The organism is Maribellus sediminis, from assembly GCF_011799805.1.
GTDB classification, from domain to species: Bacteria; Bacteroidota; Bacteroidia; order Bacteroidales; family Prolixibacteraceae; genus Draconibacterium; species Draconibacterium sediminis_A.
The window spans coordinates 1,746,007-1,763,960 of record NZ_WXUB01000001.1 but is presented as its reverse complement, the minus strand read 5'-3'; the positions used below and the strand labels follow the sequence as shown (position 1 = coordinate 1,763,960).

Below are 17,954 nucleotides of genomic sequence, written 5' to 3'. Positions count from 1 at the left end.
GGCATAAAAATTAAAGTCTGTTTGCAACACTCAGTATTTCCTTTTGTACCTTAGTAAGAAATTAAGCTGCTAAATCAATGAAGATCCACTTAATCCTCTTGTTCCTCATTTTTGGCTTGCAATTAAGAGCCCAGGACACCACCTCAACAACCAGCGACATTGAACACAGTGTAGTAAGCAATCCTAAAGATTACGGTTATGTCATTTTCAACCAGGATACACTTTTTGTGCTCAAAGCCAATCTGGGCCCTATTTCTCCTGTAGAGCGAGCCGAATTAGTAAATAAGCGGCTTGCCCAAATTTACAAGGAAAACCTGATGCTGACGGATTCATTCAATATTATTGATGTGAAACTGTACTCTATGCTGACTTACAGAGACATGCCAATATTGAGTTTGAGTGATCAGGATGCAATACTTGTTAACCAAACCCGCTACGAACTTATCAGAGAATACCGGCAAATTTTGGAAACAGCATTTAAAAACGACATCCGAAATCGCAGTGTTTGGTACTGGGTAACGCACGTTTTGTATACGCTACTCACCTTTGTAGGTTTGTTTGTGATTCTATACCTGGTTAATCGCTTATTTAAATGGATCGACAACAAAGTACTTCATTACCAAAAACTTATAAATGCAAAGGTTACCTCCTACCTTCGGTACCTCACACCTCGCGGACCCGAGTATTTTGTTTCCTTTTTACTGAAAGTGGTAAAAGTCGCAATATGGGTATTGATCCTGTTTCTTTACCTGCCTTTATTGTTTGGATTCCTTCCCTGGACCAAAGGTTTGGTAAGTGACTTTTATGGCTTTATATCGGTACCGATAAAGCAAATACTGAATGGACTTTGGGTTTTTATCAGTCAAAAACTCATTTACATCATTTTCATTTATTTCATTGCCAAATATTTACTCCGAGTTATTTCATATGTATCCCAGGAAATTGAAACGGGAAAATTAAAGGTTAAAGGCTTCCACCAGGAATGGGCTAAACCAACTTACAAAATAGTCCGTGTACTTGTGCTGGCATTCACCCTGGTTTTCATGTGGCCATTCATCCCGGGCTCCGGATCCGATGCTTTTAAAGGTGTATCTATTTTCCTAGGCGTACTTTTCTCGCTCGGATCAACTTCTGCCATAGCCAACATTGTGGCGGGCATTGTAATCACTTACATGCGGCCGTTTCAAATCGGCGACCGGGTAAAAATTGGAGAAACTGTTGGGGATGTTATGGAAAAGAACCTGCTGGTAACACGACTGAAAACATTAAAAAATGAAGACGTTACCATTCCGAATTCAACAATCATCAATACGCATTTATGGAATTATTCGAAAAATGCCAGCAATCTGGGTATTATTTTACATACCACAGTAACTATTGGCTATGATGTGCCCTATACGGTGGTTAATGATTTACTGATAAAGGCGGCCAAAAACACTCCAAACCTGAGTCGTGACTTCAAACCGTTTGTGTTGCAGAAAAGCCTGAGCGATTTCTATATCGAATATGAATTGAACGTTTACACGAAACAACCCGGAAAAATGATGCAGTTCTATTCCGATATTCATAAAAGCATATTGGATGAATTCAATAAAGCCGGCGTTGAAATTATGTCGCCGCATTACACGGCCATGCGCGATGGGAATGCTTCAACTATTCCCGGATCAGCGCCAACAGAGCCGCCCAAAAACCCGGTAACGGATATCATTGATAAGGTGACTCAGCCCGGCAAAAAGAAAGCTTAGTAAGGCACCAGCGAAAATTTTCGCGTTACAAAAGAATCGTTGTAATTAAACCGAACCACATAAATTCCGGGTGTATTTCCGGCCATATTAAGTTTAACCTGGTAGTCGTGCACGCTCAACAACGGAACCTTGACTTCCTGCCCAAGCAGATTAAACACAGAAATGGTTTCAACCGTAATCTCCTGATCCGACTCAATGGTTAATTCCGATTGCGTTGGATTTGGAAAAACCCTGACATAAGCAGGGGTATCAACCACCGGCATATCATTTATACTGTCATCGTAATTACAGGCTACCAGTTCCATCACATTTACCATCGATCCTGCGTCGTTGCTGTTAAAGTCGGTCCAATCGCCATTTAATTTGTAGTAGAAGTGGTTTTCCTTCGCAGTATTTCGCAACGACTGATAGATTACTACAGTATCCTGCGTTTGAACATCGCTCATGTCAAAACCAACAAAAAAAGGCCCGTTTGGCTGAACGTCCTGATCAAAAGCAATATAATTCATGGCATCTTCCACCAGGTTATCCAGCGCTACAGTTTTACTGTATATCAACGACTCAGGAAGTTTATCCCCATGATAAACTTTAACAGCTATCTTACTTTTTGGAAATCCTGCAAGCTCCAGTTTTCCAATACCAAACGATACTCCCATCAGGCTTTCATTGCCGGGAATTGAAAAACGCTCAACCACCTCATCGATACCAACGCTGTTGGTTCCTCCCCAATAGCCCGAGAAATTACCGCCGGTAGTAAGCTGAACAAGGGCATGCTCGTCGTCGTCGTCTAAATTTGTGAAGGCTTTACACAGGTTTTCGCCATCGTAATATTGCCGTCCTGAAAGATTGGAAACGCCAAGATTCAACGGATCAAGCCAATGTTTTACCTGTTTTGTGGTATCGGAACGGTAATCCCAGTAAACCGCCAAACTGGCGAAATAATCGTTAAAAGGACTTCCGCAGGCAGCAACACCTCCGGTCAAAGTTCCAACTAATTCACCTTTTGTATTGAATAAACCGCCACCCGACGAACCAATTTCAGTTACGCCATCATCCCACGCTTTTATGTTGAGAAATGCATTTTTGATGTATTGGCTGTTGGTTCCAAAATTCGATTTTACCGGAGGGTCATCATCAAAAGCTATTTTTTTTACGTCGCCATACGGATGATGAATACTTACCGTAGAATCAGGCAAATCACCCGAGTGATTCCAACCTGCATAATAAGGCCGGTATTCCGGCGGCGGAATCAGAGACATTTCGGCCAAGGCAAAATCCAGGCTGTCGTGCCGGGCTAGCATAACTGCTCCCGAAACCGAATGCGACGGATCGCCATCGAGCGGTGCGCAGTAAGGACTTTCGTAATTAAATACATACACCGTGGTTTGTGCATATTCCCACCGATCGTAACAGTGGGCAGCCGAAAGAATATAAGGTTTGCCGTCTTCAGCGGTATTGTTCACCAGCGTACCCGAACACAATTCGTCGCCATCAACAATCAGGCGGCAAACAGCATTTTTAAGCGTAGTATAATCGTCACCAATGGCACAATTTACGTCAACATTACAATCACCGGCAGGTCGCCCTAACGGACGGCGGTCTGATTTCAGAATACCGATAAAATCGTGATTCACCCGTACAATTTCAAAATCGTTTGGAGTACCCAGCCTTACCGGAACTTCATATTGAATAGTAATTTCCTCGCCTCGAACAGGCGACACTGCAAATTTACCTCCAGCCTTATTGTTGGCAGAAGTAAAAGCACCTAAATAATGATTTTCTTTTTCATTATAAATAAATAAACGAGCGCCTATGCTGAGTTTAAATTCATTAAAAATCAGGTTTAACGATTTGGCATTTTCAGAAGACAAGGTCAGGCGCCAAATATTATACCCCCCATTCCCGGTAAACCACTGTCCCGAATTTTCGGGATTCAGATTAACATGAATAGGAATGGCAAACTTAAACGGCTTAAGTCCTGCTTCTGTATTACTGTTCTGATCGATGGCCTGTGCGATGACACTTTTAGCCACCACCGACAATTGTATCGCCTGACGATTTGCACTTTTAAACATATTAATTTCCAGCGGGAATCCACCTTCGGAAACCTGGCTCATCACAGAAAAAACAGATGTGGCGAAAATGAAAGCTACACTAATTATGCAGCGGATAACTTTCAACATTAGTTGTTCAGTTTTAAAATCGTTAGAAAAATACACAAAATATCTGCTTCGACATTATTCATACAAACATTTCAACAATTTAAAGGTTTGAATGTTATTATGTGAAACAGTTAAAAACTTAATTTAATTCTTATGAAAACGAAGATCACACTGAACTTGTTGTTTCTGGGCTTATTTACATTATCAGCTGCAGCAAGCGATACCGAAAAAAGCACGTATTATTCGCCTGCGCAGATGTCGGAGGAAGTAAAAGCTGTGGTTCAAAACAAATGTTTTGGCTGTCACAATACCGACTCGAAAAACGACAAAGCCAAGGAAGATCTCGATTTTAAAACTTTTGACACGCTGACAAATCTTAAGAAAGTGAGCGCTTACAAAAAAATTGGCGATGTGTTGAACGAAAACGAAATGCCACCTAAAAAATTCCTGGATCACTATCCTGACAAAAAGCTCACCGACGCCGAGAAAAAACTACTGATGGACTGGGCTAAAGCAGAAGCAGAAAAATTGGTTAAAGGAATGTAAAATGCGTAAAATACTGCGTATAGTTTTTATAATCCTCATTGTCGGTTTTGTTGTTCTCCAGTTTTTTCAACCCGAAAAAAACCAGGGACAGATTACCGACAATGATATTTTACGGCAACACCAGGTGCCTGAAAACATTGCGGTTATTCTAAAAGAATCGTGCTTCGATTGTCATTCAAATAACACGCGTTACCCCTTCTACGACCGTGTAGCTCCTGTTTCCTGGATGGTAGATGATCATATTCAAGATGGCAAGCACGAACTGAATTTCTCGGAATGGGGAGAAATGGATATTTTCGATAAAATCACCACCCTTGACGAAATTGCGCGGGAAACTAAGCGCAAAGCCATGCCATTGAAATCATATAAATTAATGCACCCCAAGGCCCGGTTGAGCGACGAGCAAATTGCCGCTATCGAAAAATGGACCACCGAACTGGGTGAAGAGTTACTTAAAAACAGTATTTCCGAATAGCTTTCTTCAAACACAGTTATTCTCCTATCTTTGCATGCAAAAAGCAGAATGAAGGTGCTGGTTATGTATGTTGATGAGTTTGGCTACACTCCTCAGGTTAAAAACCTCGAGTCGGCTGAAGACATCACAGAAGGAGCGACATTTAACGATGCCATTCTTGCCTTTATTCAGGTGGAAGAAAGCGACGAAGAAAAGGATGTTAAAAGCCGCGAAAAAAAGCTGGTGAATCACCTGAAGTGGACAGCACGTAAAAATAACTGCAAACGGGTAATCCTGCATTCATTTGCGCACCTTTCCGATTCGAAAGCCTCTGTAGAATTTACCAAAGAATTATTTGATCTGGCTGAAGAACGCCTTCAAAATGCCGAATTCGAAACCGCGCAAACGCCCTTTGGTTATTTTCTCGATCTGAACATTAAGGCACCGGGTTATTCGCTGGCCCGAATTTGGGCAACTTTGTAAGTAAGTCAATTTTTGCAAAGGCCAGCTGACATTAATTTTACAGGTATTTGATACCAAAATTCAGAAACAACATGAAGTTCGAAGCATATTCCATATCAAAAGAAATTAAGGCAAACCTTGCCGAACAGGGTTTTCGGAGGCCAACCGATATTCAGTTCAAAGCCATCCCTCCTATTTTAAAAGGCGAAGATGTGCTGGCCATTGCACAAACCGGCACCGGTAAAACAGCTGCTTTTGCAATACCTGTGATCTATAAAATTCAAAAGAGAAAAGAACATCCGGGAGTAAAATGCCTGGTGATGGCGCCAACCCACGAACTGGCCGAACAAATAGCCGGCGTATTTGAAAAACTATCAAAAAATACCAGAGTAAAAACCGCCGTGATAATTGGTGGTGTTGAACAGGATCCGCAAATTAATGCACTGAAAAGCGGTGTGGATGTTTTAGTTGCAACACCCGGAAGGTTGTTTGACTTGGTGAGCCAGGGACACTTGATCCTCGACCAGGTAGATACCCTGATCCTCGACGAAGCCGACCACATGCTCGATCTCGGATTTATTAAAGATATTGAAAGCCTTATCCGCTTTCTTCCACGAAACAGGCAAACCCTGTTTTTCTCTGCTACCATCAATCCGAAAATTAAAAAGCTGGCGTATTCGTTGGTGAGCAAGCCTATTCGCATTCAGGTTTCGCCGAAAAATCCGGTGGCAAAGAATGTTGACCACAAGGTGGCTTTTATTGAAATGGACGATAAACGAGCCTTTCTCGAGCGCCTGGTAAAAGAAAATCCGGATGCAAAGATTCTGGCTTTTGTAAGAACGAAAGTACGTGCCGAACGCGTGAAAAAGGCAATGGAGCGGGTAAATATTCAGGCTGATACCATTCACAGCGATAAGGACCAGAAGGAACGTAACACCACCATGCAGGATTTTAAAAGCGGGAAATCGAAACTGCTGATTGCTACCGACGTAAGTGCGCGGGGAATTGATATCCCTAATGTTGATTTTGTGGTGAATTACGACCTCCCTGAAGTTGCCGAGAATTATGTACACCGCGTTGGCCGTACCGGACGTGGTGCGCAAAAAGGACAGGCTTTCTCGTTTTGCAGCTCCGAAGAAAAGGTGATTCTTTCAGAAATTGAAACGTTCCTGGGAATGGAAATTACCGTTTTGGAAATTGCCAAAGAAGATTACCACGAAACACTCGATTTTACAGAGGATACCGATTACAACTGGAAAAAACTTATGAGCGAAAATGAAAAGGCGCAAAGCAAACGCCGCAAAAAGAAATAATTATTGAGTATTCTCACGTAGCCAGAAATTGCGTATCTCTGCCGTGGTCATCCAGGTGCACAGGCCAAATGGCCGGGAAAGTCTGACTTCGGGCCGAATCCCAAGTTCACGTTCCGAGTAATCAAAATCAACCACTACTTCATCGTCAATCCACACCTTGATCTTTTTGTCGTTCACCTTCAAGCGAATCGAATACCACCGGTCTTTCTCAAAATTTTTAAGGATTTTAGTTTCGTTTTCCGAAGCATCGAGGCCATCTATTGTACTCAATCCTACAACCGGTCCTCCCCAACCTCCAACAATCAGCGAACAAAATCTTTCATTAACAGGAAATGTTAAGCCGCAGAAAAAATCGTTACCCGATGTTTTTCGGGCTTCGAGGCCAACTTCATAATTTACTTTTGGAAAATCGGCAGTGTGATTGATTCCACTACAGCCATCGCCCATGGAAATGATGATCTTGCCGCCTGAGACACGAACAGGTCCCTGGGTTCCAAAATTGGTGATTTCCCATCCATCGAGTGTGTTCCCATCAAACAACGACTGTGTTCCTTCAGGAATTTGCTGTTCTGGGATTTCATTTTGTTTCTGTTCAGCCTTTTTGCCCGAAGAACAGGCTCCCAAAACGATCAATACTAAAACGATGAGATATTTATACGACATGACTATGAATGGCTAAATTGCTTTTCCTACAAATTTATAACCTATTTCTTCAATTGTCTGCCTGATTTTATCTTCTTTATAACCCGATCCAATAATTTTTACGGTATTTGAATCATTGCTGGCCATAACCTGTTGAATCCCTTTGATCGACTCAAGGTTACGTTTCACGCTGGCCTCGCAATGCGAACAGGTCATCCCTTCAACAATATAAGTGGTTCCTTCCATCTTTTTCATACCGGCTTTCTTTCTGAGTTTTGAATAGAAATAACCTCCCAGTATCGAAAAAATCAGGAGAAAAGCAGAAGCCCACTCCAGCCAGTCGGGTAACATTTGGTGTTCGCTTCCATCGCCGTGAATATGCATCACTTTGCTTAAAATAAAATCAGCCGGAATGAGCCAGTTGGTCAACAACCCAAAAATTATTGCCCCTCCGGTAATGGTAGCCATGTACACGGCTAGCGATTTCTTCCCCATGGTTTTCCCTAAAACGGTCATGGTAGCCACATTCGTTGCCGGACCTGCCATTAAAAAAACCAGTGCGGCACCCGGAGAAACTCCTTTCATTAACAAAACCGCAGCTACCGGAATTGAACCGGTGGCACAAATGTAGATTGGTACAGAAGCAGCCAATACCAGCAATATCTCAACAATTCCCCACCCCTGAAAACGACTAAAAAAATCATCAGGAATCAAAACTGAAATCAGTGCTGCCAACAAAAATCCAATGATCAGCCATTTTGCGATATCCTGCAGCAATTCAACAAATGCATAGTCGGCCGCCTTTACCAGCGAATGCCGCTTATCGTTTACACGAGGCTCGTGGCAACCACACGAATCGTCGCTGCACGTTTCGGTTCCGTTTACGGTTCCAACATCGAGTTTGAAATCGGCAAAAGGCGATGCCGGCTTTGGTTTTGGTTTGTCTTTCACCAGCCAGTTGGTTAAAGCACCACCGGCCACACCGGTTACAAATGCTACGATCGGCCGCAACACTGCAAATGGCCAACCCAGCATCGAATAAGTTGCAAAAATAGAGTCGACTCCTGTTTGTGGCGTCGATATCAGAAATGAATTTGTAGCGCCTTTTGATGCTCCGTCCTTGTAAAAAGAAATCCCCGTTGGAATTACTCCACAGGAACACAAAGGCATCGGAATTCCAAGAATAGAACCATTTAACGCCGATTTAAGGTTGCTTTTCCCCAGGTACTTATCAATGTGTTTTTGCGGAAAATAAACTTTCAGTAGTCCGGCAAAGATCAATCCCAACAACAACCATGGCGCCATTTCCAACACTAAAAACCACAACTCTGTAATGTATTTGCTAATAAATTCTACCATAACATTCCATAAAACAAATCAACTTTCTGCTTGTTCTTCGCAAAAACAAAATTAATACTGAGTCAAGTCTATCTGATTATAGAATTTTGGGAATTACTTTCAAGTTTTTATGAAATTAGAAAGGCCACTGTTGGTTTAAGCTATTTCTGCTCTTTCCACATAGATTTGAGTTGCTTCAATTCTCGTTACGATTACATTTTCACCTTTGTCGATAAAGCCGGTTTCGGCAACCGCATCATACACTTCACCTTCAATCAGCACCTTTCCTCCCGGACGAAGTACCGTTTGAGCAACTCCCTCTTTACCTTTCAAAAGCAGCATATTGGTTTCTATACTGATGTATCCTTCGTTGGCATGCTGAACCGTATTCAACGCAAAGTTTTTGAACATACCCGATTGTGCAGTAAATACCTTTTGCCCGAGGTACAGCGAAAGCAGAAATCCGCCAAAGACGCCCAAAACAACCGTGGTTATGGCCACTCCAAAACCTCTGAGTTCAACACCATCAAAATCAAAATTCACATTGTCGATCAGGCTGAGCACCAGCCCGGCAAATACAAGAACAATTCCGGTTACTCCGGCAACGCCAAATCCAGGTATTGCAAATATCTCTATGAAAATCAGGATGATCCCAACAATGAAAATTACAATTTCCCAGTTGGCAGCCAAACCTTCGAGGTACAGCGGTGCGAAATACAAGATGGCGGCAAGCACAGCAATCCCAAGAGGGAAACCAATTCCCGGCGATTGCATCTCAAAATATATTCCGCCAATGATGGCCATAATCAAAAGCCCTGAAACAACAGGATTTACCAGTAAACCTATTACTTTTTCAAGTAATGTTGGTTCGTAGGTCACCAGTTCATAATCGGATACGCCTATTTGCTCCAACACTTCGTTCACATTCTCAGCAATTCCTTCACAAAAACCATTTTCCATCGCTTCAAGGGCTGTAAATGTTAATACTTTTCCTGTATCAGAAATTCCCTCAACATAAATGCTCTGGTCCACCATTGCTTCGGCAATCAGCGGATCGCGGAACCATTTAATGATTGTGTCATTGTCGGCAGTCACCACAGTATCTTTTCCATGGGCTTCGGCAGTAGCACGCATGGTCGACCGCATGTAGCTCTGGTACTTGTCGGGCATGGCTTCGCCGGTTTGATTCACTACCGTTGCGGCACCAATACTTGAGCCCGGTCGCATATAAATACCGTCGCAGGCAATCGAAATCAACGCTCCTGCTGACGCGGCATTGTTATCGATAAAAACATATACCGGAATTTTGCTTCGAAGAATCATTGTCCGAATAGAATCAGCATCAAGCACAGTTCCTCCGTAAGTATTCATGTGAATCAGGAAATATTTTGCATGCAGGGAATCGGCTGCCTGAAAGGCTTGCCTAACCTGGCGTTGTGTGGCAGGCATAATGTTTTGTTTGATGTCGATTTTATACACCAGTGTTTTATTCTTTTCTTGCGCGAATACAACCACAGAAATCAGCAAAAAAAGCAGGATTACTAATCTTCTCATTTTTCAAGATTTTTCAGGTAGACGTTTTTACGAATATACATCAAAACTACACAGAAAGGTTGCATTTGATGCATTAAAACATATGCTGCATAACGATTCTGCTTCAAAAACTGATTTCAATATTTTCTTAATACAGATTTGCAGAAGAACAACTTTATGGTTGCCGCTTAAAGTTCGGAAAATCACACAAAGCCACAGGTTCATCGCTTTAAATTGTTAAATTTGCGGCTTAATATTATTATCGAAATGGAATTGAATACCTTAACAGCAATATCTCCGGTTGACGGAAGGTACAGTAACAAAGTTGAAGGACTTGGAAATTATTTTAGCGAATTTGCCCTTATTAAATATCGTTTGCTTACTGAAGTTGAATACTTTATAGCACTTTGCGAACTGCCTCTTCCCCAACTTGAAGGAATCGAAAAAGAAAAACTGGAAAAGCTCCGCGAGCTTCACAAAAACTTTTCGCTTGAAGACGCACAACGCATTAAGGATATTGAAAGCGTCACCAATCACGATGTGAAAGCTGTTGAATATTTTATTAAGGAAGAATTTGACAAACTTGGCCTTTCGAAATACAAAGAGTTCATCCATTTTGCACTTACCTCACAGGATGCCAACAATACAGCTATTCCGAAATCGATTCAGGATGCGCTGGAAAACGAATATTACCCGCTGTTACAAAAGCTGATTGAAAAGTTGCTGACGCTGGCCAACGAATGGAAAGATATTCCAATGCTGGCAAAAACACATGGTCAGCCCGCATCACCAACAAAACTGGGTAAAGAAATTAAGGTTTTTATCGAACGGATCATGGTGCAACTGGTACATTTAAAATCGGTTGCCATCGATGCTAAATTTGGTGGTGCTACCGGTAATTTTAATGCACATTACGTGGCTTATCCCGAAATTAACTGGGAAGAATTTGCCAATAATTTTCTAAAAGAAAAACTGGGACTGAACCGTTCGCAATACACGACGCAGATTTCGCATTACGATAACCACAGTGCCATTTTCGATGCATTGAAGCGCATCAATAACATTATTCTTGATCTCGACCGTGATGTGTGGACCTATGTTTCGATGAACTACTTCAAACAAAAAATCAAAAAAGGAGAAGTGGGTTCATCAACCATGCCGCATAAAGTCAATCCGATCGATTTTGAAAACTCGGAAGGAAACATCAGCATTGCCAATGCAGGGTTCGAACAACTGGCACAAAAACTTCCGGTTTCGCGTTTGCAGCGCGACCTCACCGATTCTACCGTAACCCGTTTTATCGGTGTCCCGTTTGGCCATACCATTATCGCCATTAAGTCAACTTTAAAAGGTTTGGATAAATTGCTCATTAACACTGCTGCAATCGAAAAAGACCTGGAAGACAACTGGGCGGTGGTTGCCGAAGCCATTCAGACCATCCTTCGCCGCGAGTTTTTCCCGAATCCTTACGAGGCACTGAAGGATCTTACCCGCAGAAACGATGTTATTAATAAAGAAGCTATACATAATTTTATCGACACACTCGACGTTAATGATAAAGTGAAAGCGGAATTGAAGGCGATCACGCCTCAGAATTATACCGGTATTTTTTAATTCAATTAATCAACCGGTAATCCTGTGTTCACAGCCAGTATATGAAAGAATTTCTGAAATTAATGAAACGATTTGTTCCGCCTTATAGGTGGAAGGTCGTTTTAAATATTGTGTACAACCTATTGGGGGCAATATTTGGTGTGTTTTCTTTCGCCATGCTTATTCCTACATTGGATATTCTCTTCCAAACCAAGGAACTGGTAACCGAAAAAGTGCCATTTTCGTTTTCTACCGATGCCATAACTCATAACCTTAATTATTACATCAGTCAGTTCATTATTGATCAGGGCCAGCAGCGAGCGTTAATGCTGATCGGAGCCATCATAATCATCATGACTTTACTAAAAGTCGGTTTTACTTATTTATCTGATTTTGTACTGATTGGATTGAGAAACGGGGTGGTTTACGACATCCGATCGCTGATATACAATAAGATTATTGGCTTGCCGCTGGGTTACTTTTCCGAGGAACGAAAAGGCGACATTATGGCCCGTATCACCAGCGATGTGCAGGAAGTTGAAAACTCAATTGCCAACTCGCTGGGCATGATGATCAAAAATCCGATTTTGATTATCGTATTTCTTGGTGCAATGATTTATATGAGCTGGTCGTTGACGTTGTTTGTCTTTATTATGCTTCCGGTAACAGGATTTATTATCGGGCGTATCGGAAGAAGTTTAAAGCGCGTATCGTCGAAAGGTCAGGACAAACTGGGTGAGATTCTTTCCATAATAGAGGAAGATCTTTCGGGACTTCGAATCATTAAATCCTTCAATGCTGAAGAAAAAGCCATCAATCGTTTTCAAAAAGAAAACGACAGCTACCGATCAATTATGAACCGCCTGATGTGGCGTCGTCATTTAGCCCATCCTGCAAGCGAATTTTTGGGAACCATTGTTATTGTAATTGTATTGTGGTACGGCGGATCCATCATTCTCGGAGACGGAAAATCGTCCTTATCAGCCGCTGAATTTATTGGTTACATGGTTTTCTTTTATGGCATCATCAATCCTGCCAAAGCCTTTTCAACGGCCTTGTACAGCATCGAAAAAGGTTTGGCTTCCATGCACCGTATCGATCATGTTCTGGCGGCTGAAGTAACCATCAAGGATAAACCCGATGCTAAAAACATCGAGTCGTTTGAACATCACATTCAGTATGAAAATGTGAGTTTTGCCTACGAGAAAGCCACTGTTTTGAATGACGTTTCACTTGAAATTGAAAAAGGAAAAACCATTGCACTGGTAGGTTCATCGGGTAGCGGAAAAACTACGTTTGTTGACTTGTTGCCGCGTTTCTGGGATATTAGTTCGGGCAGTATAAAAATCGATGGAACAGACATCCGCGATCTGAAATTACATTCGTTGCGCAACCTGATCGGAAACGTAAACCAGGAACCGATTTTATTTAACGATACCATTTTTAACAACATTGCTTTTGGTGTTGAAAATGCCACTCAGGAGGCTGTAGTTAAAGCAGCCAAAATTGCCAACGCGCACGAATTCATCATGGCCTCAGAAAATGGCTACGAAACCAAGATTGGCGATCGCGGTGACAAACTATCGGGCGGACAAAAGCAACGCTTATCCATTGCACGGGCGATTTTGAGAAATCCACCTATTCTGATCCTCGACGAAGCTACTTCGGCACTCGATACCGAATCGGAACGACTGGTGCAGGAGGCGCTCGAAAACCTGATGAAGAACCGTACATCACTGGTTATTGCACACCGCCTTTCCACAATTAAAAACGCAGATATGATTTGTGTTTTGGATGAAGGCCGTATTGTTGAACGTGGCAGCCACGATGAACTCCTAAAACAGAATGGTAGGTACACCCGTTTGCATAAAATGCAGGTGTTTTAATTGATAGCTTCGAGTGTGAGCCACGAGCCACGAGCTTATTGGAACAGAGAAATTACCAGCCGTTGGCAAGTATATCGGCCAGGTGAACGGTTTTTATGGGAAGCTGCTGTTTTCGAATGTACGCTTCCATGTTCAACAAACAGGATGCTTCAGTTGACACAATGTATTCAGCACCGGTCTTCAGTGCATTTTCAACTTTTTGCTCGGTCATAGCTGTTGAGATGTTGTGAAATTTGGCAGCGAAAGTACCGCCAAAACCACAGCAGGTGGTGCGTTTATCCATTTCAACCAATTCCAGTCCTTTTACACGAGCCAATAATTTCCGGGGCTCTTCCTCAATTCCGTATTCGCGAAGTCCGGCACACGAATCGTGAAAAGTTACCTTGTGATTGAATTCAGCCCCAACATCAACAACCTTTAATTGATTGACCAAAAAATCGGAAAACTCTACAACTTTTTTGCCGATAAGCACAGCTTTTGATTTGAATGAATCATCGTTAAACAGTTCAGGGTAATAATTTCGTATAAATCCGCTGCACGATGCCGAAGGCGAAACCACCAGATTGGCCTCAGAAAAATCAGTAATAAACTTTAAAGCCACCGTTCGTGCCTCTTCCCAGTAGCCGCTGTTAAATGCAGGTTGACCGCAACAGGTTTGTTCCGGATTGTAATTTACAGTGCATCCAACTTTCTCCAGTACTTTAATAAAATTGAAAGCTGTATCAGGATAAAACTGATCGATAAAGCAAGGAATAAATACGTCAATCTTCATTGATGCCGATTTTGGTCCTGAAAATAGCGAAAAGAATAGGAAACACAGCTTATGAGTCAACGAAAAAAAAGGAATAAAAAAAGAGGCTTCACGTTTGTGAAACCTCTTTTCCTTCGGCACGGGAGGAGCGACTCGAACGCCCGACACCTGGTTTTGGAGACCAGTGCTCTACCAACTGAGCTACACCCGTATTCCGGAGTTACAGGAATTTCGCCCACCTAATCTTTAAACTATCTTTAAACAGGAATAGGTAATTTTTAGCACGAAACCGACTGACTGAAGATTTATATTAAAAGTTATTAACAACAGGAAAAAGGCGCTACAAAATGCCCCAGAAGCAGATATTTTGCATAGACAGATTATAAGACACCCCCGTGTTTTATCAATAACTGTTTATGTAAATATAGATGCGTTGATGAAGTGAGCCAAGCCCCAAACGATTTTAAACTACTCGAAGTAAGATTAAAATCGAAACATAAAAAGAAACCAGTTCCACCACGTTAACACAATACTGACCCAATTAATAGTAATCAGGCATCCAAAGGCGTGTACAGGCTTGTGGTTGGTCTCAGAAGGATGCAATCCTCAAAAAAAGCTAATGTCCGAGTAGAATTTCGTGGTTCAATCGATAAGCATACTCCCTTTCCAGGGCCGGAATAAAAAATGGTTCAGTTTACAAATTAAATGAGCAATCAAAACTGATGCATTTCAACAATTTTGTTTGCGAACCGGGGAATACATTTAGAATCGATTGAAGGACTTCCAATACCATCAAAATAAATGGCAAAATGGTACATATTTATACCTCGAAACTTCAAATATGTGTACCGAAATTACTATGATAAACATAGGATAAGAGCTGTATAATCAGCAAGTTAATAACAAAACAATAGCAATGAAGAAGAATCTGCAACTACACGTAAGGCTTACGCCAACGACACGGCAACAATGGGATGACCTATGCGCCCAATCGCCTTTTAAAACGCAATCGGCTTTGTTCCGCAACCTTGTGAACGAGCTACACGAAAATGATTTTATGAATCTAAAAACAGATGAAAATGGAAAATGAAGCAACACTTGAAATACACCCGATGGTCCTCAGGTCAGAGGCAGCTCAAATTTGGGAAGAAATGACCCTCAAATATTTTTGGAAAGATACTCATCCATACGATGCCCTTGTAAGGTTGATGGGTAAGGCGATTAAGAGCAGACCAGAAGTTGAGAATATTTTTCTCCAACACGCGCTTGCGAACCTCAATCCAAACTATTACGGAGAAAGTAATATCACAACTGAGAATGAAAAATGATTAACAATGTCCGGGGCCTATGGTGCCTGGGCTTTTAAAACTAGAAACGATGAAGAATTTTGAAATAAACTATATTTTAGCCGATGGAAGAACCGCTGCAACATTAAAGGAGGTTCGTCAAAAATTGGGTTGTTCAGGTCGCGCAATCCGGCATTTAATTGAAGATGGAACGATAAAAAAAGTTGAATTAAACCTTAACGTGGAGAACGATGGAACAGCCAATAACAATTAACAAATACCTAAGCGAAAAAAGTGATGAGATTTTAAAAAAGTGTGACGATGCCATAAAAAACGGTATTAAAATTCACTTTAACTCTCCAGTCGGTTCAGGAAAAACGACGATGGCAATTGAAATCATGGAATGTAATCCAGATAAAAACTTTGTGGTTCTCTTTCCGCAGATATCCATAACCGAGCAGGTCAAGGTTAAACTGGTTGCCAAGGGGCTTGATGCAGTAATTGTAAACAGCAGAACGATAGAAAAAGCTATTGCTGATAATAAATCGACGATAAAAAATCGAATCATGTTATCAACGGTCGATTCGGCTTACAAACTGATTGAAGAAATCAACTTTACCGGAAAAGATACTGTGGTAATAATGGATGAAACCCATACATACCTGCAAGCTCCCAGAGAAAAACATACTGCTACAATGCAGGCGATACTGGATAAGGAATTTCCTGTAATCGGATTTAGTGCAACGCCTTCAAGTTGGGTAAGCAAATTTCTCTTGGAAATTGATAATGAAATAGAGTTTCAATTTAAAAAAGACAGGAAACAGGAGGTTTACCAGACAACAGTAAAGAAAGGATTGTTACGAACAGTAGCTTATGAAATCACCGAAGATTTTAAGGGTCCGGTAGTAGTTTTTATGGAAACAAAAAGGCACCAGGAACAATTGAGAAGTTTAATTACAGAGTACAATTCATCAATAAATGTGTGCATCCTGAATGCTGATACAAAAAGTAAGACCGAATGGCAGTATTTGATGAATAATGACAGCCTACCCACAAATTTTGATGTATTCCTTATCAATAGCGTAGCACAAGCCGGAGTCAATATTACGAGCCAAGATATCCAACAGGTTTACTTGTTAGATTGCTTCGATCCATTTGGTTTTGCACAATACTTGGGGCGTTGTCGAAATTATAAAAGGAGCTACCACTACTACAATTCACCGTATGGAAAGCAGCTGGAGGCGTTTGATTCTAACGAAATACAGGAACGCATTGATTTTGTCACCGAAGTACTGGCATCGGATAATAAGCAGATACAGCAACTTCTGAAGAGATTGAAACCGATGATCTCGGATCAGGTTTATCTGAATAACAAAAACATCCTTACAGCTGATAAGTGTAAAATCGCATACAGTGTATATGAAAAGTTGCGCGGACTGAGTGGTGATGACCTAATATTGGTAACAGAAAGTCTATTCCCAGATATTGAATTCCAATGCTTACCTGAATTAGATGGTATTGTTGTAACTCCGGCAGGTTCTCAGCAGAAAAGTAGAAAGACTGCGCAAACTCGATTGCGAGAATACATTGAAAGCGATCACGACCTCATTAACGATTTGGCCGTGAAAATGAACTTCAATTATTCAGAGTCAAACATGGTAGACACTATCAATAAGCATTTCGGATCGAAAGGTTTAAAGACGCTTCAAGAGAGGGAAGACAAACTGCGTGAGATTCATGAGTTAGGAAAAAAGGCACAGATAACGCCCAAACGATTAATTGAAATCAATTCCCTGTTCAGGCAGAGCCATAACCATGAAGGAGTGTTGCAGGAATTAATGAGCCTTAACGGGAATAAGTTTAATCACATCAATTCAGCCATTAAATTTTTTGAAGGTACAACACCAGCAAAAATAAAAACGTTAATGGAAAATATTTATCATCAAAAAGGCGAATTACTTACAGCATTAGAATGGAAAAAACTACTCAAACAAGATGTCCAAAATCCAACCAATTCATCGATATTGATTGATAACCTTTATAAGTTTTGTCTGCATACTACAAGGTCAAATGGCAAATTAAGGCTGGATAAGATAAACGAAACGATTGAAGATTATTTGGAAACCTACGACTTCAAACATCTGGTATATTATCAAGGAAAGTTAAGCCCGAAATAATAAACAGTGCAACGAAATAGTGAAGTTGTATTAAGGTAGATTCACTAAACCTATGCACTCCTCCTG

At 41.3% G+C, this 17,954-nt stretch carries 15 protein-coding genes and 1 tRNA gene; 10 read left to right on the top strand and 6 right to left on the bottom strand.

From position 1 onward, the window contains the following. Positions 1-77 precede the first annotated feature (77 nt). Positions 78-1,745 (top strand): mechanosensitive ion channel family protein, encoded by a 1,668-nt coding sequence (locus HFD85_RS06790; protein ID WP_167606563.1) that lies wholly within the window; start codon positions 78-80, stop codon positions 1,743-1,745. Here HFD85_RS06790 and HFD85_RS06785 read toward each other — a convergent pair. Next, positions 1,742-3,928, bottom strand: coding sequence for a T9SS type A sorting domain-containing protein (locus tag HFD85_RS06785; protein WP_167606560.1), 2,187 nt, complete (start codon positions 3,926-3,928; stop codon positions 1,742-1,744). The genes HFD85_RS06790 and HFD85_RS06785 overlap by 4 nt on opposite strands. A 132-nt stretch (positions 3,929-4,060) precedes the next feature. Between HFD85_RS06785 and HFD85_RS06780 the strand changes: the two genes are divergently transcribed. The 4 genes from HFD85_RS06780 to HFD85_RS06765 all read left to right on the top strand — a co-directional run bounded on the left by HFD85_RS06780 (position 4,061) and on the right by HFD85_RS06765 (position 6,682). Further along, a complete protein-coding gene (locus HFD85_RS06780) occupies positions 4,061-4,453 on the top strand; it encodes a heme-binding domain-containing protein (protein WP_167606557.1) in 393 nt (130 codons plus the stop codon). A gap of 1 nt (position 4,454) precedes the next feature. Continuing rightward, entirely contained in the window at positions 4,455-4,928 is a 474-nt protein-coding gene (locus HFD85_RS06775; RefSeq protein WP_167606554.1) for a heme-binding domain-containing protein, read from the top strand. 48 nt (positions 4,929-4,976) lie between these two features. Beyond that, positions 4,977-5,390, top strand: a complete 414-nt coding sequence (locus HFD85_RS06770; protein ID WP_167606551.1) for a threonyl-tRNA synthetase editing domain-containing protein — start codon at positions 4,977-4,979, stop codon at positions 5,388-5,390. A 71-nt stretch (positions 5,391-5,461) separates the two neighbouring features. Continuing rightward, positions 5,462-6,682, top strand: a complete 1,221-nt coding sequence (locus HFD85_RS06765) for a DEAD/DEAH box helicase (protein WP_167606548.1) — start codon at positions 5,462-5,464, stop codon at positions 6,680-6,682. Here HFD85_RS06765 and HFD85_RS06760 read toward each other — a convergent pair whose 3' ends face one another. The 3 genes from HFD85_RS06760 to HFD85_RS06750 all read right to left on the bottom strand — a co-directional run bounded on the left by HFD85_RS06760 (position 6,683) and on the right by HFD85_RS06750 (position 10,216). Next, positions 6,683-7,345, bottom strand: coding sequence for a 3-keto-disaccharide hydrolase (locus HFD85_RS06760; protein WP_167606545.1), 663 nt, complete (start codon positions 7,343-7,345; stop codon positions 6,683-6,685). Positions 7,346-7,357: 12 nt separating this feature from the next. Beyond that, a complete protein-coding gene (locus HFD85_RS06755; protein WP_167606541.1) occupies positions 7,358-8,683 on the bottom strand; it encodes an SO_0444 family Cu/Zn efflux transporter in 1,326 nt (441 codons plus the stop codon). 135 nt (positions 8,684-8,818) lie between these two features. After that, positions 8,819-10,216: an NfeD family protein gene (locus HFD85_RS06750; RefSeq protein ID WP_167606538.1), complete on the bottom strand. Its 1,398-nt coding sequence runs from the start codon at positions 10,214-10,216 to the stop codon at positions 8,819-8,821. Positions 10,217-10,462: 246 nt separating this feature from the next. Between HFD85_RS06750 and purB the strand changes: the two genes are divergently transcribed. Then, the gene (gene purB, locus HFD85_RS06745; protein ID WP_167606535.1) at positions 10,463-11,809 is read left to right on the top strand and encodes an adenylosuccinate lyase; all 1,347 of its coding nucleotides are present in this window, start codon (positions 10,463-10,465) and stop codon (positions 11,807-11,809) included. 62 nt (positions 11,810-11,871) lie between these two features. Beyond that, positions 11,872-13,674 carry an ABC transporter ATP-binding protein gene (locus HFD85_RS06740; RefSeq protein WP_240925014.1) on the top strand — a complete coding sequence of 601 codons (1,803 nt, stop codon included), beginning with the start codon at positions 11,872-11,874 and terminating at the stop codon, positions 13,672-13,674. A gap of 52 nt (positions 13,675-13,726) precedes the next feature. On the opposite strand, the gene HFD85_RS06735 is transcribed toward HFD85_RS06740, so the two are convergent. Then, entirely contained in the window at positions 13,727-14,446 is a 720-nt protein-coding gene (locus tag HFD85_RS06735; RefSeq protein ID WP_167606529.1) for a (Fe-S)-binding protein, read from the bottom strand. Positions 14,447-14,563: 117 nt separating this feature from the next. Beyond that, a tRNA-Trp gene (locus HFD85_RS06730) sits at positions 14,564-14,636 on the bottom strand. 868 nt (positions 14,637-15,504) lie between these two features. Here HFD85_RS06730 and HFD85_RS06725 point away from each other — a divergent pair. From HFD85_RS06725 to HFD85_RS06715, 3 genes are read left to right on the top strand one after another with little or no spacing between them, the layout of a single operon-like run. Then, positions 15,505-15,753: a hypothetical protein gene (locus HFD85_RS06725; RefSeq protein ID WP_167606526.1), complete on the top strand. Its 249-nt coding sequence runs from the start codon at positions 15,505-15,507 to the stop codon at positions 15,751-15,753. A 49-nt stretch (positions 15,754-15,802) separates the two neighbouring features. Continuing rightward, positions 15,803-15,985, top strand: a complete 183-nt coding sequence (locus tag HFD85_RS06720; RefSeq protein ID WP_167606523.1) for a hypothetical protein — start codon at positions 15,803-15,805, stop codon at positions 15,983-15,985. After that, complete coding sequence (locus tag HFD85_RS06715) at positions 15,963-17,888, top strand: DEAD/DEAH box helicase family protein (RefSeq protein ID WP_167606520.1); 1,926 nt, start codon at positions 15,963-15,965, stop codon at positions 17,886-17,888. Before HFD85_RS06720 ends, HFD85_RS06715 begins: the two co-directional genes overlap by 23 nt. The last annotated feature ends 66 nt before the right edge of the window (positions 17,889-17,954 follow it).